19 protein-coding genes, 1 tRNA gene and 2 pseudogenes are annotated in these 24,527 nt (G+C 67.6%); 14 read left to right on the top strand and 8 right to left on the bottom strand.

The features are described from left to right. Positions 1-20: 20 nt before the first annotated feature. Both leuE and ABD369_RS05610 read left to right on the top strand, forming a co-directional pair. Complete coding sequence (gene leuE, locus ABD369_RS05615; RefSeq protein WP_344635064.1) at positions 21-689, top strand: leucine efflux protein LeuE; 669 nt, start codon at positions 21-23, stop codon at positions 687-689. Positions 690-816: 127 nt separating this feature from the next. Beyond that, positions 817-890 (top strand) — tRNA-Thr (locus ABD369_RS05610). Positions 891-1,020: 130 nt separating this feature from the next. On the opposite strand, the pseudogene ABD369_RS05605 reads toward ABD369_RS05610, so the two are convergent. Beyond that, positions 1,021-2,615 (bottom strand): annotated as a pseudogene (locus ABD369_RS05605) (tyrosine-type recombinase/integrase). Further along, positions 2,612-3,280 carry a helix-turn-helix domain-containing protein gene (locus tag ABD369_RS05600; protein ID WP_344635063.1) on the bottom strand — a complete coding sequence of 223 codons (669 nt, stop codon included), beginning with the start codon at positions 3,278-3,280 and terminating at the stop codon, positions 2,612-2,614. The pseudogene ABD369_RS05605 and the gene ABD369_RS05600 overlap by 4 nt, the downstream one beginning before the upstream one ends. Positions 3,281-3,404: 124 nt before the next feature. Between ABD369_RS05600 and ABD369_RS05595 the strand changes: the two genes are divergently transcribed. The 5 genes and pseudogenes from ABD369_RS05595 (at position 3,405) to ABD369_RS05575 (ending at position 9,246) form a co-directional block, all read left to right on the top strand. Continuing rightward, positions 3,405-3,632, top strand: a complete 228-nt coding sequence (locus ABD369_RS05595; RefSeq protein ID WP_344635110.1) for a hypothetical protein — start codon at positions 3,405-3,407, stop codon at positions 3,630-3,632. Positions 3,633-4,186: 554 nt separating this feature from the next. Further along, positions 4,187-5,257: a DUF3631 domain-containing protein gene (locus ABD369_RS05590; protein ID WP_425557538.1), complete on the top strand. Its 1,071-nt coding sequence runs from the start codon at positions 4,187-4,189 to the stop codon at positions 5,255-5,257. A gap of 476 nt (positions 5,258-5,733) precedes the next feature. Then, a complete protein-coding gene (locus ABD369_RS05585; protein WP_344635062.1) occupies positions 5,734-6,549 on the top strand; it encodes a DUF2637 domain-containing protein in 816 nt (271 codons plus the stop codon). Positions 6,550-6,781: 232 nt separating this feature from the next. Further along, a complete protein-coding gene (locus ABD369_RS05580; protein ID WP_344635061.1) occupies positions 6,782-7,516 on the top strand; it encodes a MobC family plasmid mobilization relaxosome protein in 735 nt (244 codons plus the stop codon). Between the two features lie 8 nt (positions 7,517-7,524). Continuing rightward, a pseudogene (locus tag ABD369_RS05575) lies at positions 7,525-9,246 on the top strand (relaxase/mobilization nuclease domain-containing protein). 69 nt (positions 9,247-9,315) lie between these two features. On the opposite strand, the gene ABD369_RS05570 reads toward ABD369_RS05575, so the two are convergent. The 4 genes from ABD369_RS05570 to ABD369_RS05555 all read right to left on the bottom strand — a co-directional run bounded on the left by ABD369_RS05570 (position 9,316) and on the right by ABD369_RS05555 (position 12,062). After that, positions 9,316-9,726: an NUDIX hydrolase gene (locus tag ABD369_RS05570; protein WP_344635060.1), complete on the bottom strand. Its 411-nt coding sequence runs from the start codon at positions 9,724-9,726 to the stop codon at positions 9,316-9,318. 3 nt (positions 9,727-9,729) lie between these two features. Continuing rightward, entirely contained in the window at positions 9,730-10,281 is a 552-nt protein-coding gene (locus ABD369_RS05565; RefSeq protein WP_344635059.1) for a flavoprotein, read from the bottom strand. Continuing rightward, complete coding sequence (locus tag ABD369_RS05560; RefSeq protein ID WP_344635058.1) at positions 10,278-11,552, bottom strand: helix-turn-helix domain-containing protein; 1,275 nt, start codon at positions 11,550-11,552, stop codon at positions 10,278-10,280. The genes ABD369_RS05565 and ABD369_RS05560 overlap by 4 nt, the downstream gene beginning before the upstream one ends. Positions 11,553-11,915: 363 nt before the next feature. After that, positions 11,916-12,062 (bottom strand): hypothetical protein, encoded by a 147-nt coding sequence (locus ABD369_RS05555; RefSeq protein WP_344635057.1) that lies wholly within the window; start codon positions 12,060-12,062, stop codon positions 11,916-11,918. Between the two features lie 17 nt (positions 12,063-12,079). Between ABD369_RS05555 and ABD369_RS05550 the strand changes: the two genes are divergently transcribed. From ABD369_RS05550 to ABD369_RS05530, 5 genes are read left to right on the top strand one after another with little or no spacing between them, the layout of a single operon-like run. After that, positions 12,080-12,790: an ATP-binding protein gene (locus ABD369_RS05550; RefSeq protein ID WP_344635056.1), complete on the top strand. Its 711-nt coding sequence runs from the start codon at positions 12,080-12,082 to the stop codon at positions 12,788-12,790. After that, on the top strand, positions 12,787-13,689 hold the full coding sequence (locus ABD369_RS05545) for a phosphotransferase (RefSeq protein WP_344635055.1): 903 nt from the start codon (positions 12,787-12,789) through the stop codon (positions 13,687-13,689). The genes ABD369_RS05550 and ABD369_RS05545 overlap by 4 nt, the downstream gene beginning before the upstream one ends. A 34-nt stretch (positions 13,690-13,723) precedes the next feature. After that, the gene (locus ABD369_RS05540) at positions 13,724-14,719 is read left to right on the top strand and encodes a nucleotidyltransferase domain-containing protein (RefSeq protein ID WP_344635054.1); all 996 of its coding nucleotides are present in this window, start codon (positions 13,724-13,726) and stop codon (positions 14,717-14,719) included. A 10-nt stretch (positions 14,720-14,729) separates the two neighbouring features. Next, positions 14,730-15,401, top strand: a complete 672-nt coding sequence (locus ABD369_RS05535; RefSeq protein ID WP_344635053.1) for a histidine phosphatase family protein — start codon at positions 14,730-14,732, stop codon at positions 15,399-15,401. Positions 15,402-15,410: 9 nt separating this feature from the next. Beyond that, positions 15,411-16,547 carry a hypothetical protein gene (locus ABD369_RS05530; RefSeq protein ID WP_344635052.1) on the top strand — a complete coding sequence of 379 codons (1,137 nt, stop codon included), beginning with the start codon at positions 15,411-15,413 and terminating at the stop codon, positions 16,545-16,547. A gap of 132 nt (positions 16,548-16,679) precedes the next feature. Here the strand turns inward: ABD369_RS05530 and ABD369_RS05525 are convergent, their stop codons facing one another. Then, positions 16,680-18,506 (bottom strand): ATP-dependent nuclease, encoded by a 1,827-nt coding sequence (locus tag ABD369_RS05525; protein ID WP_344635051.1) that lies wholly within the window; start codon positions 18,504-18,506, stop codon positions 16,680-16,682. A 17-nt stretch (positions 18,507-18,523) separates the two neighbouring features. Beyond that, positions 18,524-20,614, bottom strand: coding sequence for a 3'-5' exonuclease (locus ABD369_RS05520; RefSeq protein ID WP_344635050.1), 2,091 nt, complete (start codon positions 20,612-20,614; stop codon positions 18,524-18,526). A gap of 130 nt (positions 20,615-20,744) precedes the next feature. On the opposite strand from ABD369_RS05520, the gene ABD369_RS05515 reads away from it, so the two are divergent. After that, positions 20,745-23,177, top strand: coding sequence for a type I restriction-modification system subunit M (locus tag ABD369_RS05515; protein WP_344635049.1), 2,433 nt, complete (start codon positions 20,745-20,747; stop codon positions 23,175-23,177). Beyond that, positions 23,170-24,384: a restriction endonuclease subunit S gene (locus tag ABD369_RS05510; RefSeq protein ID WP_344635048.1), complete on the top strand. Its 1,215-nt coding sequence runs from the start codon at positions 23,170-23,172 to the stop codon at positions 24,382-24,384. Before ABD369_RS05515 ends, ABD369_RS05510 begins: the two co-directional genes overlap by 8 nt. Positions 24,385-24,527: the final 143 nt, after the last annotated feature.

Below are 24,527 nucleotides of genomic sequence, written 5' to 3'. Positions count from 1 at the left end.
ATCCGCTCCTGGAGTGCACCGTGCTTGGAGTCAACGACCTGGCGACGTATGTCCTCGGCGCCCTCGTCATCATCCTGCTGCCGGGACCGAACTCGCTGTACGTCACGTCCGTGGCCGCCCGCAAGGGCATACGGGCCGGCTACCGCGCCGCCGCCGGGGTCTTCACCGGCGACCTCACCCTGATCTCGCTGACCTCGCTCGGCGCCGCCTCGCTGCTGCGGGCCAACCCCGCGGTCTTCGCGGTGGTCAAGTTCGGCGGGGCGGCCTACCTGCTCTGGATCGGCTTCGGGATGCTGCGAGCGGCCCGCGAGCTCTGGCGTGAGCGCCGGGCCACCGCGGAGCGGGCCGAGGGCGCGGAGGCGTCCGACGGCGCGGCCGGGACCGACGCGGAGCGCCCGTTCCGCAGGGCTCTGGTGATCAGCCTGCTCAACCCGAAGGCCATCCTCTTCCTGCTGTCGTACTTCACCCAGTTCGTCGACCCCTCGTACGGGCAGCCGGTGCTCTCCTTCGCCCTGCTCGGCGGCATACTGCAGTCGTTCAGCCTGCTCTACCTCTCCGCGCTGATCTTCGCGGGCACCTCGCTGGCCGCCGCCTTCCGCCGCCGCAAGCGCCTCACGGCCGGCCTCACCAGCGCCGTCGCCATCCTCTTCGCGGGCTTCGCCGCCAAGCTCGCCGTCTCCTCCGCCTGAGCGTCCGTTCCGGCTGCGGGGCGTCCACCTGAGCGGTGGCGGGTGCGGGTACGGACCACGACCCGAATGTGTGTAGACTTGCGCCCGTTGTCAGTGCGACGATCATTCGGTCCCGCACGACGGCGGTGCCGCCTTAGCTCAGCTGGCCAGAGCAACGCACTCGTAATGCGTAGGTCACGGGTTCGAATCCCGTAGGCGGCTCCGAGAAGGCCCAGGTCACATAGCCCGCGACCTGGGCCTTTTGCCGTTTCTTGACGTGTGAGCAGGCGTCAGCGACGCGCTTCAAGATCGCTTGCGTGAGCGATGCGTGAGCGCGGGTGTTGATCTTGGGTTAGCGCTTGGTCTTCTTGGCCTTGGACTTCGCCTTCTTGGCGGCCTTCCGCTTGGCCTTCTCCGCCTCGGCTGCGGCCTTGGCGCGAGCCTCGGCTTCGGTCTTCCGCTGGAGGGGGACGAGCTTCGCGGCGGCCTCGGCGGCGTCCTTGGCGATCTCGGGCAGGACGCTGGTGTAGATGTCCGAGGTGATCTTGATGGAGGAGTGGCCGAGCATGTCGGACACCACCTTCATGTCGACTCCTCCTGCGAGCGCGAGGGTGGCCGCGCCGTGGCGGAGGTCGTGCAGGCGGATCGGCGGCTGGCCGGACGCGGCCACGAGTCGCTCGAACATTTCGGTGACCTTGCCGGGGTGGAGCCAGGAACCGTCCTCGTTGGTGAAGACCCGGCCGGTGGCCTTCCAGGCCGGCCCCCAGTCGGCCCGCTCCTTCTGCTGGCGCTCGCGGTGGCGTCGGAGGACGGCCACCGTGTCGTCGTCCAGCGCCACGGTCCGGAAGCTCCCGTCGGTCTTGGGGTCGGACTCCTCGACCTCCCAGCCGTCCTGCACGAGCTGGGCCGTTACGGTCAGCGAGCCGTTGTCGAGGTTGGTCTCGGACCACGGCTGCCCGCATGCCTCGCCCCGGCGAAGCCCGCGGAAGGCGATCACGTGCCACATCGCGTACAGGCGGTCGTCGGCCACGGAGTCGAGGAACGCGCCGGTCTGCTGCGGCGTCCAGACCATGACGGGGAGGGCTTCACGCCGGTCGCCTGCCACTGGGCGACCCGCTCTGGCGTCCAGACCAGAGCCTTCGGCTTGGCGGCCGGGTCGAGTTTGACGTGGGCGGCCGGGTTGAGGGTGATCAGGCCCTCGGGGATCGCGTCGTTCAGGGCGGTCCGGAGCGTGGCCCGGATGCGCTGGCGGGTGGCCGCACCGGTCGTGCGCCGGAAGGGCGGCATCTCAGCAAGTTCGGCGCGCAGAGCCTTGCGGCGGGCGCGGTTCTCCACGCCCTTGATCGGAACCGTGGCGAGCTCGGCCTTCAGCGCGTGCCGCAGGGCGTTGTTCTCCAGGATCTCCTCGTTGGCGTCGGCGATGGCCGTGAACATCTCGGCGAGCGTGCTCACCCGCAGCCGGTCGACGCGGATGTGCCCGATGCGGGGCTTGAGGTGGACCCGCACGTCACACTCGTAGCGGGTGATCCCGGACTTGCGGATCTTCTTGCCGGCCAGCCAGGTATCGAGCCACTCGCCCACAGTGACGCGGCTGGAGAGATCCTGACCGGCCTTCAGACGGTTTCGGGTCTCCTCGATGTCGGGCAGCTGGGCCTTCTCGTCGGCGACCTTCACCAGCAGCTCGGCGACCAGGGCCAGGTCGTCGGGATCCTCCTTGCCGAGGGCGAGCAGGCCACGGATGTGGTCGAGGTCGGCCTGCGCCTCCTTGAGCGTCTCGTAGCCGGCGCGGTTGAACGAACGGCGAGTGCCGTCCTCGGAGTTGGGCAGCTCCTGGCGTATGGAGTAGGCGCCGTGCTTTCGGCTGCCGAGCTTCGGGCACGCCTTGCCGAGCGGCTTTCCGGTCTCGGCGTCGCGGCAGTAGCAGCGGTGGTAGGTGGAACCCTTCATTCGTCCTCCAGATCGGTATCGGTCTTCAGCGGGGGGAGTTCGGCGTCGAGAAAGCCGAGACTCGGTGCGAGGTGCGGGACTTCCAGGCCGATCTCGCGCAGGTGTGCCCTGACGGGTTGAAGCCGCTCGCGGACGGCGGCGACGAAAGCGTCGAGTTTGTCCTGTGAGCCGGGAGGCCATTCCTCCCGGAACAATTTGAATTCCAGCTGGAACGCGTCGTGATGTTCCTCCTGGAGCTCCTGCCAGATCCGTTCGTGCTCCCGGTAGAGGCGGAGCCGGTACATCCCGAGCGAGTGGCGGGCCTCTCCTGTGAAGTGGGTGAGCGCCGACCAGCGGTCGCTGGGCATCTCCGGCAGGTAGTCGACCCAGCCGCCGAGGGCTGGGGAGAAGAGCAGCTCGACCGGTGCGATGTCCAGGGCCTCGGCCACGACGATCAGCTCGGGAATCGTGATCGTCTTGCGCCTGCCGGACTCCCAGTTGGCGATGACGTTCCGGGGGACTTCGTAGCCCAAGTCCCCTGTTTCGTTGGCCACATCCTGCGCGGACAGTCCAAGGTCTTGCCTCCGTCGGGTGATTGCTCGGATCACGTCCTTGGTGATCCGTTCGGGCCAGTCGGGCGCGTCTTCGTCGTCGGTGGACCAGTGTTCCTCGCGGCGTTGTGTCATATCGACACAGTAGCCACTGGAAAGCTCTTCTCCGTTGCGGCACTCCGCCGCAGCCCCCCGTCCGAGGAAGCTCGGATTTGGAGTTCATGTGCGAACTGGTGACATATCGGCGACGGCGCAGGGGATGGGTCGGGCCGAACTTCTCAGGCTGCCGGCGGCCATCGACCTCGACACCGCCAACCGGGCCATCGGCCTCGGGCGGAGCAAGGGCTACGAGCTGGCCCGCCTCGGTGCCTACCCCTGCCGGGTCCTGCGACTGGGCAGGAAGTACCGCGTGATCACAGCGGACCTTCTGCGCCTGCTCGGCATCGACGCGGCGTTCGGCGAAGGTTCGGCGGCTGATGCAGCTTGACGTGGTGAGAGCCCGATCCACAAGCCTGTCTGCCGTGGGCGTACTTGCCCGAGTGGAGTGGATCTTCCTGCGGCATGACCGTACGTTCGTGGTCCCTCGGCGGCCTCGGCCGCCGAGGGACCACCGCCAAGGTGCAAGCAGTCCCTGCGAGTTGAGAGGGCCAGGATCCCCGGCCCGACCACCCCAGGGTGCACGAAGGCCCCCGGTGCTGCGAACACCGAGGGCCAGGCGAAGTCCTTACCCACGACCTTCATCGGCGGCGCGCGACGGATCAGGTCCCGCGCCCCAGTCTGGAGCTTCAGCATGGAGTCTACGTCCCACCGGCCCGATCCGGCAGCTTCCACCGTGAGTTGGCCGCCGGTCGCGAAGCCCGGCGAGCCCGGATCCTTCCTGCCGGGTCAACAGCCGGAGCCTGTGTCCACAACCTGTGGACACGACGCCGAGGCGGCGCCCGCCGAGCCCACCGCCCGGACGGGACCGACCTGATACCCGACGCGGAGGCGACCGAGGGCGCGGACCTGCTCGCGCAGCTGAGGGCCCAGATCGCGAAGTTCGTGATCCTTCCCTCCGAGCAGGCCCTGGACGCCGCCACGCTGTGGGTCGCCGCGACCCACCTGCAGGGCTCGTGGCAGCACGCCCCGCGCCTGGCCGTGGTCGGCCCAGCCAAGCGCTGCGGCAAGTCCCGCCTGCTCGACGTCCTCACCGAGACGGTGCACAACCCCGTGGCGACGGTGAACTCGTCTCCGGCCGCGATTTTCCGCTCCATCACCGAGGAGCCGCCCACCCTGCTGGTGGACGAGGCGGACACGATCTTCGGCAGCCCGAAGATGGCCGAGAAGAACGAGGAGATGCGCGGCCTGCTCAACGCCGGGCACCAGCGCGACCGCTACGTCCTGCGTGTGGTCGGCAAGGAGCACACCCCGGGCAGGTTCCACACCTTCGCCATGGCGGCCATCGCCGGCATCGGCGACCTCCCCGACACGATCATGGACCGCTCCATCGTGATCCGCATGCGCCGCCGCGCCGAGGGCGAGCGCGTCTCCCCGTACCGCACCAAGCGCGACCGCCCCGCCCTGCACGCGATCCGCGACAAGATCGCCCGCTGGACGGCGCCGCTCGCCGACCGGGCCCTGCGCCTGGAGCCTGCCATGCCGGTCGAGGACCGCGCGGCCGACACCTGGGAGCCCCTGGTGATCATCGCCGACCTCGCCGGAGGCCCCTGGCCCCGCCGTGCGCGCCAGGCGTGCAAGCGCATGGTCGACGCCGAGGCGAAGGCGGAGGAGGACAACCCTGGCGGCGCACGGATCCTCGCCGACATCCGCCGGATCTTCCACGCCAACCGCGAGGCGGACAGCCTGACCACCGACCAGCTGCTGCGCGAGCTCAACGACAACGCCGAGGCCCCGTGGGCCGAGGCGGCCCGAGGCGGCCTGACCCCGCGCGCACTCGGCGCGATGCTCCGCGAGTTCGGCATCACCTCCGGCAACGTGCGCCTCGGCGACGGAACCCAGCGCAAGGGCTACACGCGCCACAAGTTCCTCGACGCCTGGCGCCGTTACTGCCCCACCGTCCACCCCGTCACCACGGCCACGGCCGAGAGTACGGGCACGGGCAGCAGAGGCTGACCAGCCTCCCCGAACTGCCGTCCCTGCCGTCCCTGCCGTAACAGCGCAGGTCACAGCACCTGCCGCCGGGACGGAACGGCCGCCCAAGACGGAAACGCGCCCACCCCGGGACGGCAGCACCCCGCCTGCAAGACGGCGCGCGGGACGGCAACCGCCCCACGCCGCCATCGGCCCGCCGCCGCCCGAACCACGGCGCGAGCGGCCGGCCCGCCCCGGGACGGGAACCACAACCGTCTTGTGCCGTCCCAGCCGTCCCTGCCGTAAAACCGCAGGTCAAAGGCCCTTCCGCTGGGACGGATACGGGACCCAAGACGGGTACGCGCCTTGTCCCGAACCTGAACAGCGTCGCGCCCACGGTGCTACCGGCCAGCCGCGCCCGCCCCAGCCCAGAGCCCGTCCGACAGCGCCAAGACGGCAAGACGGCAAAGACGGCAATCCCGCAAACCACCACCCGATCCGCGAGGACCACCTTCCGCATGACCGCCACCAACCCCATACGCCCCCGCCTGGACGCCGTCCTCGTGCAGGCCGCCATCGCGGGCGCCCTGTCCTTCGCCCACCTCCACGACATCGCCGAGGCCGCCGGACAACACGGCTGGAAAGCCTGGGCCTACCCCGTCTCGGTCGACCTACTGCTCGTCGCCGCCTGGCACCGCATGCGCAACCTGCGCGCCACCGGACACCCGGCCGGCACCGCCTGGACCTGGTTCGCCATCGCCCTGACCGCCTCCCTCGGCGCGAACGTCGCCACCGCCGGCCTCCTCGACCTCGACCACGTCCCCGCCTGGCTGCGGATCCTGGTCGCAGGATGGCCCGCCCTCGCCTTCTTGGGCGGCACCCTCCTCGCCCACAACACCACCACGACCAAGGCCCCCGCCGAACCCGAACCCGCCAAGGACGAACTCCCGCTCCACGAAAACCCCGAGCCCTCCCCGGCACCCCAGCCCGTACCAAACGCGGAGCAGGACGGCCTGTCCAGCCCCGCGCCGGTGGCTGAGCGCAGGGACGACGTCCCGGCCTCCGACGAAGAACCGGCCGCGCCTCGCAAGCGCACCGGACGCCCACCGGCGAAGACCATGGACCAGCTCGTGGAGATGATGCGACCGGTCGTCGCCGAGCACGGTGTCAGCGTCGCAGTGGTCGAGAAGGCCCTCAGCGACGCCGGGATTCCGATCAGCAGCAAGCGGCGGACGGAGCTGATGACGCTCCTGCGGGATGAGCAGGCCGACCCTCAGCCCGACCACGCCGACCGCGAGCCTGAGCAGGCGCGTGAGCACCCGGTGCCCGCCTGACGCGTCACCGCTCCATAGGTGGCCGCCCGCCAACGACCCGCACGGCGCTTGGCGGGCGGCCCCTTCACCGCCAAGTGGCCTGGCGGATGTCCACCTCGTGGTCAGCGAGATCCGCCACAGCACCGGACCACCCTTCCGCCGAACCGGTCGCCGCCCGATCCGGTCCGTGCGCCGCGTTCGCATCCCGCTCGCACCACAGCACCTCGACGACCCCGCGACAGGAGATCAGCCCGTGACCGACACCCAGTACCCCCGCGGCACCGCCAGCGAGAGCGCGAAGGAGAGGAAGAAGTCCCACACCGTGAAGGGTCTTTGGCAGCGGGCGTTCGGCAGCCGTGCCCCTGGCGGAGCCAGTAGTACCCCGTGTCCGACTCGTGGCCGGACTCGCGGGATCTCCGCCCCAGGGGTGGCGGAGACGGCCCAGCGCGAGGGCGCGCCGGGCCAGGAGGTCGGGGTCGAGGGCGGCCCCGACCCGGACAAGCTCCTTGCCGTCCAGCAGCAGATCCTCGCCGACGTCCGCCCGACCGAGACCGACAACGAGTCCTCCGACCACAGCACCGCCGATGATGCCGCGCCGAAGAACCGCCGCTGCACCGGCACCAAGCGCGAAGAGCGCGTCGGCCCTCTGCGGTTCGAACCCGAGGAAGAGCCTCGGCTGCGTGCGGCTGCCACCGCCAACGGCTACCGCGGCTTGTCCGGGTTCGCCGCCGACGTCGTCCTGGCCTTCATAGCCGGCCGGTTCTTCATCGACCTGCCCCTGGCGGAAGAACGCCGACTCATCCACGAGTTCCGCGCCCGCGTCCTGCGCCAGATCAGCGGTATCGCCAGCAACGTCAATCAGATCGCCCGGGCCTTCAACGGCGGATACGAGCCCCCGATCGACATCCGCCGCACCCTCGACGAACTGCACGGCCTGCTCACCGAGATCGCCGAGGCCCTTCGCCAGCCCGCCAACCAGGAAGGCTGAACACCGCCGTGATCGCACCCATCAAGGGCCCCGGCTCCAACACCCGCGGCCTGCTCGCCTACCTCTACGGCCCTGGCCGCCATGACGAGCACCGCGACCCGCACATCGTTGCCGGCTTCGCCATGCTCGCCATGCCCGACCCCGGCCGCGACGAGAGCGCTACCCTCTCCCAGCTCGCCCGTTACCTCGACGAGCCCGTCCGCCTGCGCAACAGCGAGCCCGGCAAGAAGCTCACCGACCACGTCTGGCACTGCCCCGTACGCGCCGCACCCGAGGACCGCTACCTCTCCGACGCCGAATGGGGCGAGATCGCCGAGCGCATCGTCCGGGCCGCCGGCATCGCCCCCAAGGACGACGACCTGGCGTGCCGGTGGATCGCTGTGCGCCACGCGGACGACCACATCCACATCCTCGCCACCACCGTCCGCGAAGACGGCCGCCGCCCCAAGCTCCACAACAGCGGCCAGCGTGTCGGAGCCGAGTGCCGCGAGATCGAGAAGGACTACGGCCTGCGCCAGCTCGGTACCGGCGACCGGACCGCTGAACGCTGCCCCACCCAGGCCGAGATGCACAAAGCCAAGCGCCTCGGCTGGGAACAGACCAGCCGCGAGTGGCTCCAGGACCGCATCCGCGCCGCCATCCCCCACGCGAGCAACGCGGAGGAACTTCTCGCCTACCTTCAGGCCGATGGCGTCGAGGTCAAGATCCGCCGGTTCCCGTCCGGCGACCTTCAGGGCTACTCCGTCGCCCGCCCCGGCGACCTGAAGGCCAACGGTCAGCCGAACTACATCCCCGGCGGGAAGATCGCCCCCGACCTGTCCCTGCCCAAGCTCCAGGCGCTCCTCGCGGCCAGCACACCGGAGGAACACCCCACCGCCCGCCGCAACAAGCCCGCCACCCGCTGGCAGCACGCCACCCACGTCCTCGACACCTTCACCACCGACCACGACACCACCGGCGACAGCGGCGACGCGCGTGCGCAGGCGCACATCACCGCCCTCGGTGAACTGATCGAAGCCACCGCCCAGACCGCGCCCCAGGACCTGCGCGCCGAACTCCGAGCAGCAGCAAAGACCTTCGCCCGCGCGCAGCGCTCCCAGATTCGTGCCGACCACGAGGCCCTTCGGCCTGCGGCAAGCCGCCCGCGACCTTGTGAACGCTGGCAGCGGCAAGGACGGCAGCACCCTCGCCGTCTTCGTCGCAGCCCTCGTCTGGGCCGCGATCCTCTCCCAGCGCTGGCACACCGCCAAGGGCCATGCCCAGCAGGCCGAAGCCGCCCGCCGAACCGTCCAGCACCTCCAGGCCGCCTACGACCAGGCCGCCGCTGACCAGCTCGCCTTTCTCGCCCAACGCCAGCCCAAGGAGCAGACCCGCAACACCCTCGCCAGCGACGTCCGCGCTGCCATCCCCGACCACGCGGCGCGGATCCTCGCCGACCCCAACTGGCCCGCCCTCGCCACCGTGCTCGCCGACGCCGAGGCCGACGGCTACGTGCCCCACCAGCTCCTCACCGAGGCCGCTCCCGCCGCGAACTCGGCAGCGCTCGCCTGCCCGCCAAGGTCCTCATCGCCCGTATCCAGCACACCAGCTACAACCCCGCACCCAACCGCACCGTCGAGGCGGCACTCCTGCGCTCGTCTGCCGCCCCGCTCGTCCGCCACCCCACGACCAACCCGTCATTCACCACGACTGCCCTGCAGCGCCCCGGCACCCAGCCCCGACATCGCTGACCACCAGCGACCGGAATTCTGCTGCCGCTGTGGGCGGCCACCAGTTGGTGGTCGCCCACAGCTGTTCACTCAGTCTTTGAGCGCGATATCCAGGTATGCCTGTACTGGCTCGAAGATCCCGTACGGGACGTATTCGGGGATCTCTGCAAGCGCCACCCACGCCAGTGCGTCCAGTTCTCGTGGGTCACCGACGGCAGCGGTGCCGCTGACGATCTCGCAGACCATGTACGACATCCATCGGCCAGTCTCCGGGTGGACGCGCTCGCCGAGGACCTTGACGACGGCCACGTTCAGCCCCGTCTCCTCTGCGGTCTCGCGGACAGCCGCTTGCTCGGGAGACTCGCCGGGCTCGATCTTGCCTGCCGGGAACTGCCACAAGAGCTGGCCTTCGCTGACTCGGCGCCGGACCATCAGCACCCGACCCTCTCGGATCACGATCGCGGCAGCGACACCTGGCGGCCCGTCTGAAGGCGGGAGCACCGGCTAATCCCTCTCCGCCACTGAGGCCGCCACGGGGCGGAGCAGGTCGAGGACGTGGGTCCAGTTGTACTTGTCGCGGCCTCCGCCGGCCTTGGGCTTGTGGGGGACGTAGTCGCCGAGCAGGACGCCCATCGACCGGAGCCGGGCCAGGCTCTCCGCGTACGCGGGGTGCGCGGCCTGGGCGGAGTTGACGTAGGGCTGGACGGCCACGGGGATGCCGAGGCCGTACGCCTCGCAGAGGATGCCGAGCGCGAGGGTGTCGGAGATGCCGGCGGCCCACTTGTTGATGGTGTTGAAGGTGGCCGGCGCGACGGCGATCGCGTCGGCCGGGGGCAGCGGCTGGGGGATGCTCGGCGTGCGCCAGGCGGAGCGGATCGGGTAGCCGGTCTGGGCTTCGACGGCCTCCTGGTCTATGAAGCCGAGTCCGTTCGGGGTCGCGATCACGCCGACTCCCCAGCCCTCGGCGTGGGCAGCGGTGATCAGTTCGCCCACTCCGTCGGCGATGCCCGACGCGCAGACGACGACGTAGAGGAACGGCTTGCGGTGCTCGGTCAAACCTGGACTCCCAACTCCTGGCAGAAACGGCGAAGCTCCGGGACGGCGCCGCGCCGGTCGCGAGCGGCCATGTCACCGGCCAGCTCGAGCACGCTGGGCCGCCGGCGGATGTCCTCCGAGGCACAGCTCTCCGCGATCCTGAGCGCTTTGTATCCCTCCGCCAGTCTGCCCTGCTGGCTGTAGGCCCGTGCAGCCTCCACCCACAGTGCTGCCCGGCGCTCGGGGACCGGGATGCGCCTGCGCATCAGGGGCTGGGCGGCTTCCAGCGCCGTTCCCGCGTCGCCGAGGACGACCGAGGCGCTCACCGAGTGGAGCGCGACGTTGGTCGGACTGAAGTTCGCCCATGCTTCGGGGCCGTCGAGGCCGACGTAGCGGGCGACCTCCTGAGCCTCGGCGAGGAACTCGGCGGTGGTGGCACGGTCGCCGCCTGCGCTTGCCGCCGTGACGCCGCGAAGGAGCATGAGCCCCAGCGCGGCGAGGTACTCGGGCGCGCGCCGGTCGTAGCTACCGGAGAGCTGGTCGGCGGTGTGCCGGATGAGGGTGACGGCTGGCGCGGTGTGCCGGTCGCGAGCGAGGACGTGCGCCTGGACGCGGACGCTGGAGGCCATCACCACGGGGTCGGCGCTCCGCTCGGCCTCGGCCATGGCACGGCCGACCGCGAGCCAGGCGTTGCCGTGGTCGCCGAGCTTGAGTAACAGGCTCACCGCGGTCTGGTACGCCGTCGCGAGGAGCCCGGACAGGGCTTGATCGCCGCCGCGGGCGGCGTCCTGGGCCTGGCGAAGGTCGGCGATCAGCGACGGCAACGCGCCTTCGAGCTCGGCGTACCGGCAGGTGTAGAAGAGCCTCCGCGCCTGGGAGAGCCGGGATGCGAGTGCCGCCACGGGTTGTGGCGCGTGCTCAGTTGGAACGGGTCCGGGCAGCAGTGCCTGGACCAGCTCTATCCCCACGCGAGGAGTAGGTGTCGGGGCCGCGAGCGCGACGACGCTCGCGGCCAAGAAGTTGCGACGGTGCATGTCGTCCGTCCTGCTGTCCGCACTGGTATGGGAGGACAGGCCGAGGCTTCCCAGCGGGATGTCGAGCACGGCTGCGACAGCGCGCAGGACATCGATGTCCTGCGTCCCCTTGCCGCTCTCCAACCGGCTGATCTTCGACTGGTGGTAGCCCAGTTCGGTGGCCACGTCCGCCTGCGACCGCCCGCTCAACACCCGTGCGCGGCGGATTACTTCTCCGATCCCGCCCGCTGCGGAGTGTCCTTTGGCCGTCTGCGACATGGCTTCTCCTGCCAATGCTGATCCTGCCTGGTGAGCCGAGCGTAGCCGCACCAGGACAACCCGTCATGCACGATCTGCATGGATCATGCACGCGGAGCCCATGCCCTAACCGCGGTGCATCGAGATGGAGTTGTCTGGTCGTCAGCAGCTCGACCACCATCGCAGCTCGCGATTCCCCGCTCCCGCATGACCGAGGCCCATCTGCGGTCTCTCGCATGCGTGGCTTCACCCAGTGGCTAAGGAGAAGCGCCGATGACCCTCCGCTCGGACGCACAGAGGGGCGACACCGCGCACCAGCGGGACGCAGTGGCCGTTCCTCTCGCTTCGGAAGACGGCCGGGCGTCGAACACAACCGCGAGCCACTCAGACCGTGCCGCCGCGCGTCGCGAGCGCCTCGCCACCGCCGGCACCCACGCCCGAGAGGTCCTCGACCGCCACCAGTTCGAGGACGGCCGGTGCAGCGACGGCTGCGGCCCCTGGCCGTGCAACAGCGTCGTCGATGCTGTCCAAGCCTGCGACGGTGACCGGTGACCGCCTTCACCCACGCTCGGCGTATTTCGTTCATCGGCACCAGGCGTGACCACGTCCCACCAGCCCGAGAAGCCGTCGTCCGAGTCGCCCGCTCGTGGGGGATCGACCCGACTTCGCTTGGCGACATCGCTCTGGTCGCCGACGAGCTGCTCGCCAACGCGGTCATCCACGCGCCGGGGAGACTGCTCGCCGGCATTTACCTGTCACCGGACGGGGACCGGGTGGTGATCGAGGTGTACGACTCGTCGCGCCGGATGCCCACCGGCGCCGCGAACTTCGGCAACGACGAACTGACCACCGGTCGAGGCATGCTGCTGATCGAGGGCCTGTCGGAGACCTGGGGCGCGGAACCGACGACCCATGGCAAGAAGGTCTGGGCCGAACTGGCGGTGCCCGCTGTCGCGGTACCCGAGCACCCTCGCTCGGCCCGCCGGGCGGCACTCATCGCCAGCCTCGTCCGCACCGACCGTCCCAGGCCCCGTCCCCACGCGCCCACCTGGCCACGCGCCCGCGCGTACAGATGGTTCGAGCAGCACCGCTCGCCGCGCGCCTACCGACTCCGCCCGTGCTGGTCCAGGCGCACCGGCCGGGCGGTGACGGGGGCCGGTCGCTCTTTCCCCCGGGAGCGGCCGGCCTCACCCCGTCCGACTCGCGCGGAGCAGCCGTGCTCCACCCGAACTCTGCTCTACGGAAGGATGGATGGATGAGTGACTGGGAGTTCGTGAAGGACAGAACGGCCACGCAGGGCGCGGTGTGGAGGTCCGCCGACGGCCTGCTCTACAAGCGGACCGGCGGTGAGGATCTGCGGGTTGAGACCGAGTTCCAGCAGCTGGCCGCCGGCTTGGACTATCCGGTGCCGGAGATCGTCGACAGCGGCTGGGAGGACGGGCGCTACTTCGTCGTCGAGCGCGCCATCGGCGAGGCCTCGCTGCACGAGGAGGCGCTGGCCGACGCCGGGCGGGACGGTCAGGTCAGCTACCAGGTGATCAGCACGGCGGCTGCCGTCGCATCGAAGCTCATGCAGGCCCAGGCGAGGCACCCCCTCCCGGTTACGCCGTGGTTCGAGAAGGCGGCCTTCGCGGCAGAGGTCTTCGAGGAGAACCCGGACCTCGACACCCCGCGCGTCCACGAAGCGGTCAAGCACGCCCTCGACCGGCTGGCCCAGCTCCCGATGGTGCACGGACATCTCGACTACGGCCTGCCCAACGTCCTCCAGGCCGGCGTCATCGACTGGCAGCACCACGGACCGGTCCCGCTCGGCTACGACGTCTACCCCGCGCTCGACATCGTGGCCTTCAAGGGCGGAGGAAAGGGCTACAGCATCACCTCGGAACAGCGCGCCGCCTACACCGGCGCACTCGATGAGACCACCGCATCCCTGATCGGGCAGCGGGTGAGCGAGCACCTGGGCGACTTCCTGCTCGTCAAGTGCTTCTTCTTCCTCGCCCTCATGCGGCCCACCGACCCCACACGGTACGACAAGCACATCAAGTGGCAGTACCGCCGCACCCTCTTCACGATGGGACTTGATCAGTATGAGTCGTCCAACACGATCGACACCGGCACCTTCCCCACTCTGGAACGGTTCACCGCTGAACACCGGTAGGCCGGTTCCCACCGTTCGCGACCGCGACTACCTGATGGACCACCACGGAGTCGTCTTCAAGGTCATCGGCGACAGCCACCCTGGCAGCCACTACCTCGGCTACGTCAAGTACCACCCTGACGAGAAGGGCGACCGCCGGCTCTTCGACCGGACCTACCGGCAGAACAGCGTCGTGTCGAAGTCCTTCGGCATCCTCGCCGGCAGGCCGGAGTGCTACGTCTACTCCGACACCCTCGGCTGCGTCATCACCGGCATCCCGCGCGAGGACGTGGCCGTCCACTACTCCTGCCGCCAGGCCCTCGCCGCCATCCACGAGGCCCCCGGCGCGGTCGCCGACAACCCGGCAGGCAAGGACCTCCTGGCGATCACCGAGTGGATCACCGCGAACGACGCCCAGGGCCTGATCGGCGTCACCGGCTCCTTCCTCGTCGGCTGCTTCAACGAGCGCTCCGACATCGACCTCGTCTGCTACGGACCTGAGGGCTACCAGGCCGCACAGGAGCTCTTCCAGCAGACCGACCTGATCCGGCCGTACGACGGAGACGACCTCACCCGGCTGTACATCCGCCGGGCCAAGTACATGGAGGGCAGCTCATTCGACGCCCTCATCAAGCAGGAACGCCGCAAGCTCCAAGGACTCACCGCCAGCTCCGGCGCGCACATCAACTGCGAACCCATCCGCTCCGACCGCGACAAGACCTTCGCCCGGATCTCCTCCAAGGAGATCGGCGAGATCTCCCTTCTCGCGAAGATCACCGACCACGCCGAGGGGCTCACCACCCCGGCCGTCTACGGGATCAAGGTCAAGACTATCCTCAGCTCGACCATCGACGAGGTCGACTCCTTCGCCCGCCGGATCACCCACATGCGCTCCTACCTCGGCGCCTACACCGGCGCCTTCAGGTCCGGCGACACGGTGCACCTGTCCGGCAAGCTCGTCCACACCCAGGACGGCGAACACAGCGGCTTCGGCATCGAACTCACCCCCTGGACCGTCAGCGGCTCCTACGTCGCCAACCTCGCCGGATAGGAGCCCCGTCTTGCCCCTGCTCGTCATCCGACACGCCGAGTCCGTCGAGAACGCCGACAAGTACAACGGCTTCTACCAGGACCCCCGCCCCTACAGCGGCCCTGCCGCGCACGCTATCTCCCGCACCATCGTCGGCCTGACCCCGCGCGGCTTCCTGCAGGCCCAGTGGCTCGCCGGTGTCCTGCCGGGGCTCGCCGGCCCCGACCCGCACGTCTACACCTCGACCTACCGCAGGGCGATCGACACCGGCGCGATCGCCCTGCCGGTCCTCCCAGATGGCTGGCCCCGGCAGACCGCGCTCCTGGACGAGCAGCACTACGGCGACGCCACCTACATGACCAAGCGTGAGCTCTACGACAGCTACCCCGAGCTCGCCGAGGACCGCCGCCTGCGCAAGCACGTCTGGACCGCGCCAGGCGGCGAGTCGCTCGCCGAGGGCGTGCTCAACCGGGCCGCCGAGTTCGCCGCCCTCGCCCAGGCCGAACTCCAGGAGGCCCGCACGGTCCTGGCCTTCACCCACCAGACCGCGGCGGTGGCCCTCCGCTCCCTGCTCGAACTCCGTCCCCTGCCCGAGATCCTCGCCGAGGAGCGGAAGGGCAAGATGCCCAACGCCGCGATCCTCCACTACGAGCTGCACGACGGCCGGTTCACCCGGACGGGAACCACCACCCCGCCGATCTAGGAGGAGCCCGTGCGACACCTGTTCCTCAACGGGCCCGTCCAGAACGGACCCTTCACGTTCACCACCCGCCCCGGCAAGGCCGTCGGAATTCGCCTCGCCGCCGCCCTCAACGCCATCCTCGGCTTACCGCCCGCACCCCACCTGTGGAACACCGTCACCCTCGCCGGAGACCTCCGCCACCGCGAGGCCGACGGCCCGAAGAGCCCCCGCCAGCGCTTCGAGGCCGACCTGATAGCTGACAAGTACCCGCCCGGACAGTCCCCAGCAGGTGGCATCATGACGGACGCTGACGCCGAGGTCGCCGGCCTCGCGCTGGAGATGATCGAGAACAACCTCCGCGCCGGCACACTCACCATCAGCCGCGAGACCGTCCCCACCTGCCGAGCCTGCGGTCACATGACCGGCACCGGCGGCCACCCCTGCAACGCCTGCGGCAGCACCGACACCCAGGAACGCACCGGCCTACACCTCGTCGCCGAACTCGCGAAGAACCGCCCCGTCCTCGACCGCTCGGACATCCACGCCAGCCACCGCCAGCAGCCCAAACACCTACAGCACACCGCTGGCAACGTCGCCCAGCGTCTGATCCTCTCTCGAACCCGCGACCACGGCATCGACCTCTCACCTCTCGGTCTCAACGACCTCGTCCTTGACCCACGCGCCGGCATTCACGCCACCGTTCTTGCCGCAGCCCGGAAGCAGCAGGCAGATCTGGCCGTCATGACCATCACCGAGAACGCGGCCAACCACATCGTCGCCCACGGTCAGCACTTCCGAGAGCACGACGGCACCCGCCTCCAATATGCCCTCCACGGCCACCTCCCCTACGACCACATGGCCAGCCTCGGGTCGCTGCACGAGGCGTACCGAGCCACCCAGGCGATTACGGACGGCTTCGAGCAGTGGTTCCTCCCGCTCTTCTCCCTGAAGGCCAAGACTGCAACTCGGCCGGACCAGCTGCCCGGGCTCTTCAAGCACTACATGCGGGCACACCTGGCTCAGCCCGCTGAGGCCAACGAAGCCGCTCTCAAGGCAGTGCAGTACTCGGCCTCCGTCGGCGACACGGATTGGATCACGAGCAAGCAGACGCTGGCCAACGTTCTGGCTGCCCGCGGAATAGTGTCGGTCTCCGCTGTAGAGATCTGACGAGCGGCTCCGTTGCGCCCACCGACCTGAATGCTCCGCGACAGCGCCCTTCTGGACGCCGGACCAGGAGCTGGCCCACGCTAGAGCAATCGCTACACCCGTCAAGCCGCGAGTCGGACATGAAGTTCACGTTCAAGGGCTGGAGACGACAGGTGGCCACGCGGGTGCCGCGCAACTACATGTGGCACGCGGGAAGGCCGCGACCTCGACAGCGAGATCGACATGCGGTGCCGGCAAGGTCTGTGAAATCAGCGCATCCTGAAAGTCCGGCAGTTGCCGGTAGGAAGCGATGTCCCGACCCACGAACAGATCTGCGAGCACACGAAGCAGGCTGTCGACTCGAGCTGGCAGCGGAGAAGACGGGTCCGCGTAGGCTTGGCTGAGGGACGCGCCGATGTTGGCTGCCTTCCACGTATTGTCCTTCTCTTCCGTGATGCCGAGCCAGCGCTCGATGGTGCCGGTGAGACGAACCGCGCCCGCGAAGGATGATCCGGGATCATTGGCAGACGCCGCCAGCGCGGTGAGCGCGGACTCGTCCTCGCACAACCTCTTCTTACGGTCGTTCTGACTGGCGGCCATGACCGCGTCCTCGTCCCAGAGGACGACGTGCGGAATGCCGAACAACGACAGCGTGCTCGTCGCGCGATGCAGCTCGAACTTGCCGAACGCACTCAATACGCCAACGTTCGGGCCGAGGTCGGCCAGAAGGCCTCGACGGGCCAACCATTCGAAGAACAGCACGTCGCTGGGGCCTTCGACGACGATCACCCGGTCGGCGAAGAACGCGGCGGCCCGGTGTGCGTCTAGATCGTAGAGAACCCGATTCCGCTCCTCGTCGGCCGCGGTCTGTCGGGCCGTCTTGAAACAGGAGCGAGAACCAATGGCGTAGGCCGAGCGTGTGTGGATGTCCGCAAGAACCTTGCTCAGCAGATCGGGAGAGGGCGATGCCACCTCGATCCCGTGCAGCGAGCGGTGCACACGAGTGATCGACTCGGGAGAAGTCTCGGCCGCGGCGAGCACCGACGCGTTGTGGGTGGTGATGGTCACTGCAGTGTTACCGGCAGCGACGAGTTGGTGCAGGTCGTGGGCGAGCCGTGTCACCTGAGAGGGATGCAGGAATGCCTCGGGCTCCTCGAACAGGATCCAGCGGAACGTCCCTTCCTTCGCCTTGGCTCGTAGCCGTGCCGCCGCTTGAATCAGCGCGGCGATCATGGCGCGCTGAACGCCGGACCCTTGGGTCTCCAACGGGCGATGGGTGCCTTCCTGGTGGAGTCGCAGTTCAACGAGATGGCGCATGATCAGCTCATTGGACAGCTCGCCGACGTTGACCTTCGCAGAGAGGCTCCAAGGCATCAGTGCATCGTCTAGATCGCTCTCGAGGTCGGTGATGGGCCCTTCCTGTAGAGCGCTGCTCAGCGTCCCGAGGGCGGCCCTAGCGGTCATGAGCATGGTCTCGATGTGCCGCTCCGAGAAGGCCAACAGCAGCACATCTCGCAATGGCGAGGGGGCAGAGAGCGATGTGTGCTCGGCCATGTTGCTGATCGCCGGGATATGGACGCACTGGCCGAGCTTGGCAGCGCTTGTCCAGCCGGTGGGCTGCGGTTCGCCGCCATCTGGAGGGATCAGGTAGTAGGCCCCGGCAGTGTGGTCGCTGCTCTTGGTGAACCAGCGCCGGATACGGAGGGCCTCGCCGTCTACGAGATCGACGCCGATCTGCTTGGCCTCAGCGGCATCAACGCTGTAGTCGATCTGAACCCAAGACTCCCCGCCAAGCTCTGCATGCCATGGAAGGTCTCTGGCTTCATCCCAGTCCAGTGCCCCGTAGAACAGTAGGACTGCGTCCATCAGGGTTGACTTTCCGGCGTTGTTCGGGCCGATGAGCGCGCCGAACGGACGCAGGTGCAATTCGACGTCAAGGGCACCGCGCACGTTCCGGACGGCCACACGTAGGGGGCGCATGGAGGGGCTCCTTGAGGTCAGCGGGGGAGGAACGGGCTGGGAGCCCCGGAATACGACACGTACAGCCGGTCACGGGCACGAGTGCACGCGACGTAAAGCACGCACCGCTCGCGCTGCAAACTCTCCAGGTGGGCAGTCATGTCAATCTCCGCCGGAACGATCGCCCGGTCGTGCGGTACCACCCTGTCCTGAACCCCAACGACCGCGACGCACTGGAACTCCAACCCCTTCATGCTGTGCATGGTGCCGACCTGGACCCGGCCGCCGGATGGCCCTGGCGGCTCGGACTGGACACCCGCGGAGCGAAGCGCGTCCGCTACATCGTCAGCTTTGGCCTTGACCCGGGCCACGACTGCGATTGCCCCAGGCTCGACACCGTCGGCCAGCCAGGTCCGGACTTGGGATACAACCGCGGTCATCTCCTCGGACCACTCAGCGAAACGCCGGACGATCGGCCGACGGCCATGCATCAGCGACTCATAGCCCTCCCGGCTGTCGGGCCAGCCATCGAGATCCTCTTCGGATACAAGCCCAAGCACCCTGACTGCCCAGTTGAGAATCTCCTCGGTGGTGCGGTAACTGACGGTGAGCCGTTGAGTCCGGCCGACGATGTTGACCCCAGTGCTCCTCATCGGTACCCGGTGCTGCCAGATCCGCTGATGCGGGTCCGCAACGAGGAACAAGTCGTCCTCGCCCGGACGGACAGCTGCCCGAAGCAGCCGCCATTGTGCGGGATGTAGGTCCTGGGCCTCGTCGACGATGATGTGTTGATAGATGGCAGGTCCGTTCTCCTGCCGCAAGATCCGTGCTGCCTCATCGGCCAGCTGCAGGACCGACCAACACCCGCGATTGCTCAGCTGAGTGCGTAGCTCCTCAACGGCAGCCCAGACTGACTGTCGCTCGAGGCGAGGCAGAGCCTGGCGGCGGCCAGCGCGGGTGGCTGCCAGGTACTCCTCCAGCGTGGTGATCTCCTGGGCGAGTAGGACTTGCTCCCATTCGTCGACCAGGAACTCGCCGGCATAGTCCGGGTGCACGGTGTCGGCCAGTGTGACCAGTTCGCGGGACGCCAGGACCTCCGGGTGACCGCCGTGCCGGTCGCCGACTACCGATGAGGCAAGCTCGCTTGTGGTAATCACCTCGACCCGGTCGCGCTCCTCGGGACTCTCGATGAGCTGGTTTAGCTGGCGCGCCAACTCGGCGGTGAGCGGGTGGCTGTAGGTGGTCAACAGAATTGGTGCACCGCTGCCGTAGAGCCTGGCGAGATGGGCAGCCCGGTGCAGGGCAGTCACCGTCTTGCCAGTGCCCGCGCCGCCGGTGATCATCACTGAACCGGAATAGGGACCGTGGTAGGCGATCCGGCGCTGCATCGGATGAAGAAAGATCCTCCACAACGCGAACGGCGGGCGCAGCAGCTTCTCAAGCTCTTCGGGCCCGCTGATGAGCGCGACCTGCTCGGGCGTCCGCTCGATCGCTGCGGACAGGTCATCCAGCTCTACCTGGTCGGGTTTAGCAGCGTCGACGAGATGCTTGCTGACCTCTTCCCAGGTCTCCTCGATCGACATACCCGAGGCCAGCGCAACGAGGACGTCGTACTGGAGCGACGGCAGCATGTGCTGGAGGGCGTCCAGATGCGCCTCCCTGGTCAGCAGTCGGACGATCGGCAGCACCTGATCGTCGATGCCGAGTGTGTGGAAGTCCGAATCCTGGACATGGTCGAAGAGTCGGGCTGGTGTAGCTTCGGCGGCCAGCCGTAGTGTGCCGGCCATGTTCTGCAGCCGTGTCTCGTCGCGCATCTCCAGGACACCGAGGACCTGGTTGACGGTGAACAGCCGAGTCGTAGCCCAGGCGATCGCCTCGTCGTGTGGCAGGACACGCAGCAGGCAGTAGAGATCCCCAGACGCCGGCGCTAGGACGACTCCGCGATAGAACTGGTTGATGCGGATCGTCCGGATCCGAGGGTCCTCGGCCCGGTTGAGCTTCTCCAGATGCAGTCCCGCGTGCGTGGCCTGGGCAAACTTGCCAAGCGCGGCCTGCACGGCCTTCTGGACTGGCTTCTCCAGCTTGGAGTACTCGGAGAGGAACTCCTTGGCGATTGCCAACTGCGGCACGGGCACTCCTCCGACGGGGTGGGCGCCCCTCATGGTAGGTCGTTGATGATCTGCGCTGGGCAGTATCGTATGAGGTCCTCTGACCTACCTAGACTGACGACTGGGGGCTCCGCCTGTGGCGAAGCTAACGTTGCCGCAGCTGGAAGCGCATCTGTTCGGTGCGGCCGACATCCTGCGCGGCAAGATGGATGCCTCAGAGTTCAAGGAATACATCTTCGGGATGTTGTTCCTCAAGCGCTGCTCCGACCAGTTCGACACGATCCGGAGCCGGGTCATCGCAGAGCAGACCGCAGCGGGCCGGACACCGGAACAGGCCTTGGAGATCGCCGACAACCGGGCGTTCTACCGGGGTGGCGACTTCTTCGTGCCGACCGCGGCCCGATGGAGTTACCTGGTTGGAAAGTCGGCTGAGCACGGTGTTGCTGACCTGCTCAACAAGGCATTGGCTGCACTCGAGACAGCCAACGCCACCGCCCTACAAGGTGTGGTCGGGCACATCGACTTCAACCGCAAGGTCGGCAAGACGTCGCTGTCGGACCAGAAGCTGCGAGCCCTTATCAGGCACTTCGACCGCTACCGGCTTCGCAACGAGGACTTCGAGTTCCCCGACCTGCTGGGCGCCGCGTACGAGTACCTCATCGGCGAGTTCGCCGACTCGGCGGGTAAGAAGGGTGGGGAGTTCTACACCCCACGTGGCGTCGTCCGGATGATGGCGCGCTTGGTCGATCCGCACTCCGGGATGCGAGTCTACGACCCGTGCGCCGGCTCCGGTGGCATGCTCATCATGTCGAAGGAGTACGTCGCGGAGGCTGGCGAGGACGCTCAGGACCTGCGCCTGTACGGCCAGGAGGCGAACGGTGGCACCTGGGCCATCTCCAAGATGAACATGATCCTTCACGGCATTGTCAACGCCGACCTGGAGAACGACGACACCCTCGCGAATCCGCTGCATGTCGAACCGGATGGTTCGGCGCTGACGCTTTTCGACCGGGTGCTCACGAATCCGCCGTTCTCGCAGAACTACGTCAGCGCCGGGATGAAGCACGCCGACCGCTTCGAATACGGCTGGGCTCCGGAGACCGGCAAAAAGGCCGACTGGATGTTCGCCCAGCATGTGCTGGCGGTGCTCCGTCCCGACGGCATCGGTGCCACGGTCATGCCGCACGGCGTGCTATTCCGCGGCGGCGCGGAACAGGCGATCCGGAGAAAAGTTGTCGAGGCCGACCGGTTGGAGGCCGTCATCGGCCTTGCTTCGAACCTGTTCTATGGCACTGGTATCCCTGCGTGCATTCTGATCCTGCGGGGCCCCGGCCCCCGCCCGACCTCACACCAGGGCAAGGTCCTGTTCATCAATGCCGACCGAGAGTACCTGTCGGGCCGCGCACAGAACTACCTCGAACCCGAACACGCCGAGAAGATCGTCGCCGCCTACCGGGCCTATCTAGCCGACCCCGCGCACGATATTCCCGGCTTCGCCCGCGTGGTGTCGCTTGAAGAACTTGAAGATAACCAGTTCAACCTCAACATCCGGCGCTACGTCGATAACACCCCACCACCGGAGCCTCAAGATGTCCGGGCGCATATTCACGGCGGCATCCCGAAGTCCGAGGTTCGTGAACACGAGGCTGCTTTCCGGGCATACGGCGTGGATGTGCACTCCCTATTCGTCGAACGAGACGCCAGCTACTACGAGTTCCCGGCGCATGGTTGGCGGTCGGCTGCTGACCGCATTCCCGAACTGGCCGCGCCCGCTGAAGCATGTATGCGGGGCGCTTTCGATGAGTGGTGGAGCCGGCACAGCAAGCGTCTGAGTGAGCTGCCCGACACCCGCAAGGTCATGGACACCCGCGCCGAGTTGCTGGAGTCCTTCGTCGCGGAACTCGCACCCCTTGGCATGCTCGACCGCTTCCAGCTCTCCGGCGCGGTCGCCTCCTGGTGGGGCAGCGTCCAATACGACATTCGCACGTTGGCCTTCCACCAGTTCAGCGGGGTCGTTCAAGGATGGCTTGCAACGATCCAGACTGCTTTCGCGGATGACGAAGCCGCAGTGCTGAACGCCCAACGCCAGGCAGCCGCCAAACGTAAGGCTCGGGAACACCCCCTCGTACCGTATGTCCTTGCCGATTACCTCAACGAGCTTGAGGAGGCCGAGACCCTACGGGCCGAACTCGACGCCAAGGTCAAGGCCCTCACCGCGTCCTCTGAAGAGGATGCTGACGAGGTCGGGGATGTCGACCCCGTCGTACTGAAGCGACTGCGCGCTCAGCTGACCGCGGCCAAGTCCAAGGTCCGCAAACTGGAGGCCGTCTTCATTGACCAACTTGGCTCGGGCGTTCGCCTGATTCACGACGCCGAGACCGAACCAGAGCTGGTTATGCGCGTCTTTAAAGCTGACCTCAGTCGACGCCTCGATGCCCGCGTCGAGGCTGGCCGCAGAGTATTGATCGAGCGCTACGGCAGATGGGCCGCCAAGTATGCGGTGACTCTCCCTGAACTCGAAGCTCAGCGGGCTGCCGCAGCCACCCGAGTCAACGAGATGCTGCGGGAGCTCGGCTATGCGTGACGTCCCTGAGGGCTGGATCCGGGTCAAGCTGAAGGACTGCGGAACTTGGTGGTCTGGCGGAACCCCGGCGACTGAAGAGCCTCGCTTCTGGGGCGGAGATATCCCGTGGATCAGCGCCGCGAGTCTCAAGGACTTCCGGATTAATGATTCCGATCGCAGGGTGACTCGTGCGGGCAGTATGGCCGGCACCAAGGTGGTTGAACCTGGAACTGTGCTGTTCGTTGTGCGAGGGATGAGCCTAAAGAAGGAGTTCCGGGTCGGTGTTGCCCAGCGCGGTGTGGCGTTTGGGCAGGACTGCAAGGCGCTGCTGCCTCACGCATCGATCGACGGGACTTTCCTCGGCCTCGCACTTAAGGCCCGTGAACGTGACATCCTCGCAATGGTCGATGAGGCAGGTCATGGGACCGGGCGTCTGCCGACTGACCTGATGGAGCGGCTGGAGATTGCGATACCAGCTGATTTGGCTGAGCAGCGGCGGATCGTGGAGGTCCTCGACGCCTTCGACGAGCAGGTCATGTCTGCCAATCGAGAACTTGCAAAGTGGCGCGAGGTGGAGGCAGGTTTTGTAGCGAATACGTTTAAGGTTGACTCCCATTCTGGATGGCAAACTCCTACCGTTGGGGCGCTGCTAGGGGGTGGCGGAGAAATTCAGATCGGTCCCTTTGGTAGTCAACTGCATTCTCATGAGTACGCTACCGATGGAATTCCCGTCGTCATGCCCCAGGATATTATTGACGGATCTATTTCGCCCGATAAGATCGCCCGAGTACCTATTAGGAAGTCTCGAGAGCTCGCGCGCCATCTCCTCGTTTTCGGGGATGTAGTTCTCGGCCGCAGGGGGGATCTATCGCGATGCGCAGTCGTCCGTGCCGAAAATGAAGGATGGCTGTGTGGGACTGGGTGCTTGCGGATTCGCCTCGGTGCAAGTCGAATCCTCCCTGAATGGCTCGCGATTGCCTATACTCAAGATTATTGCCAGCGTCAGATTGCCGCTTCGGCGGTAGGCTCTACTATGCCTAATATTAATTCCGGAATCGTTAAGAATCTGAGGGTTCCAGTGCTTCCGATGGAAATGCAAAGGCGGGCGATCTCGGCATTGAATGCGCAACGGGTCGGATTGTCTGCTGCCGAGCTTAAAGTCTTGCAGTTGATGCACGCGAAACAGGGCCTCGTAGATGACCTGCTGAGTGGATCCGTTCGGGTTTGAGGTTATGCAGGCATAAGGCCAGACGGCTTTTCCCGGAGCCAGTGGGTGAGGCGTGGATGCCGGCTTCCTTGGCGTGGTTCGTGAAGCCTTGGTGGGTTTCGGCCTGTGGGGGCTGCGATGCCGCCCTACGCACCCGACCTCAA

The organism is Kitasatospora cystarginea (assembly GCF_039533515.1).
GTDB lineage: Bacteria > Actinomycetota > Actinomycetes > Streptomycetales > Streptomycetaceae > Kitasatospora > Kitasatospora cystarginea.
Note: the sequence above shows the minus strand (reverse complement) of the source record. Positions and strands in the feature narration are given on the sequence as shown.

Excerpts from the sequence above, each read along its gene's own strand:
- ABD369_RS05600 (WP_344635063.1), bottom strand. The coding sequence starts at position 3,280 with ATGACACAACGCCGCGAGGAACACTGGTCCACCGACGACGAAGACGCG.
- ABD369_RS05595 (WP_344635110.1), top strand. The coding sequence starts at position 3,405 with ATGGGTCGGGCCGAACTTCTCAGGCTGCCGGCGGCCATCGACCTCGAC.
- ABD369_RS05585 (WP_344635062.1), top strand. The coding sequence starts at position 5,734 with ATGACCGCCACCAACCCCATACGCCCCCGCCTGGACGCCGTCCTCGTG.
- ABD369_RS05560 (WP_344635058.1), bottom strand. The coding sequence starts at position 11,552 with ATGTCGCAGACGGCCAAAGGACACTCCGCAGCGGGCGGGATCGGAGAA.
- ABD369_RS05545 (WP_344635055.1), top strand. The coding sequence starts at position 12,787 with ATGAGTGACTGGGAGTTCGTGAAGGACAGAACGGCCACGCAGGGCGCG.
- ABD369_RS05540 (WP_344635054.1), top strand. The coding sequence starts at position 13,724 with ATGGACCACCACGGAGTCGTCTTCAAGGTCATCGGCGACAGCCACCCT.
- ABD369_RS05525 (WP_344635051.1), bottom strand. The coding sequence starts at position 18,506 with ATGCGCCCCCTACGTGTGGCCGTCCGGAACGTGCGCGGTGCCCTTGAC.
- ABD369_RS05510 (WP_344635048.1), top strand. The coding sequence starts at position 23,170 with ATGCGTGACGTCCCTGAGGGCTGGATCCGGGTCAAGCTGAAGGACTGC.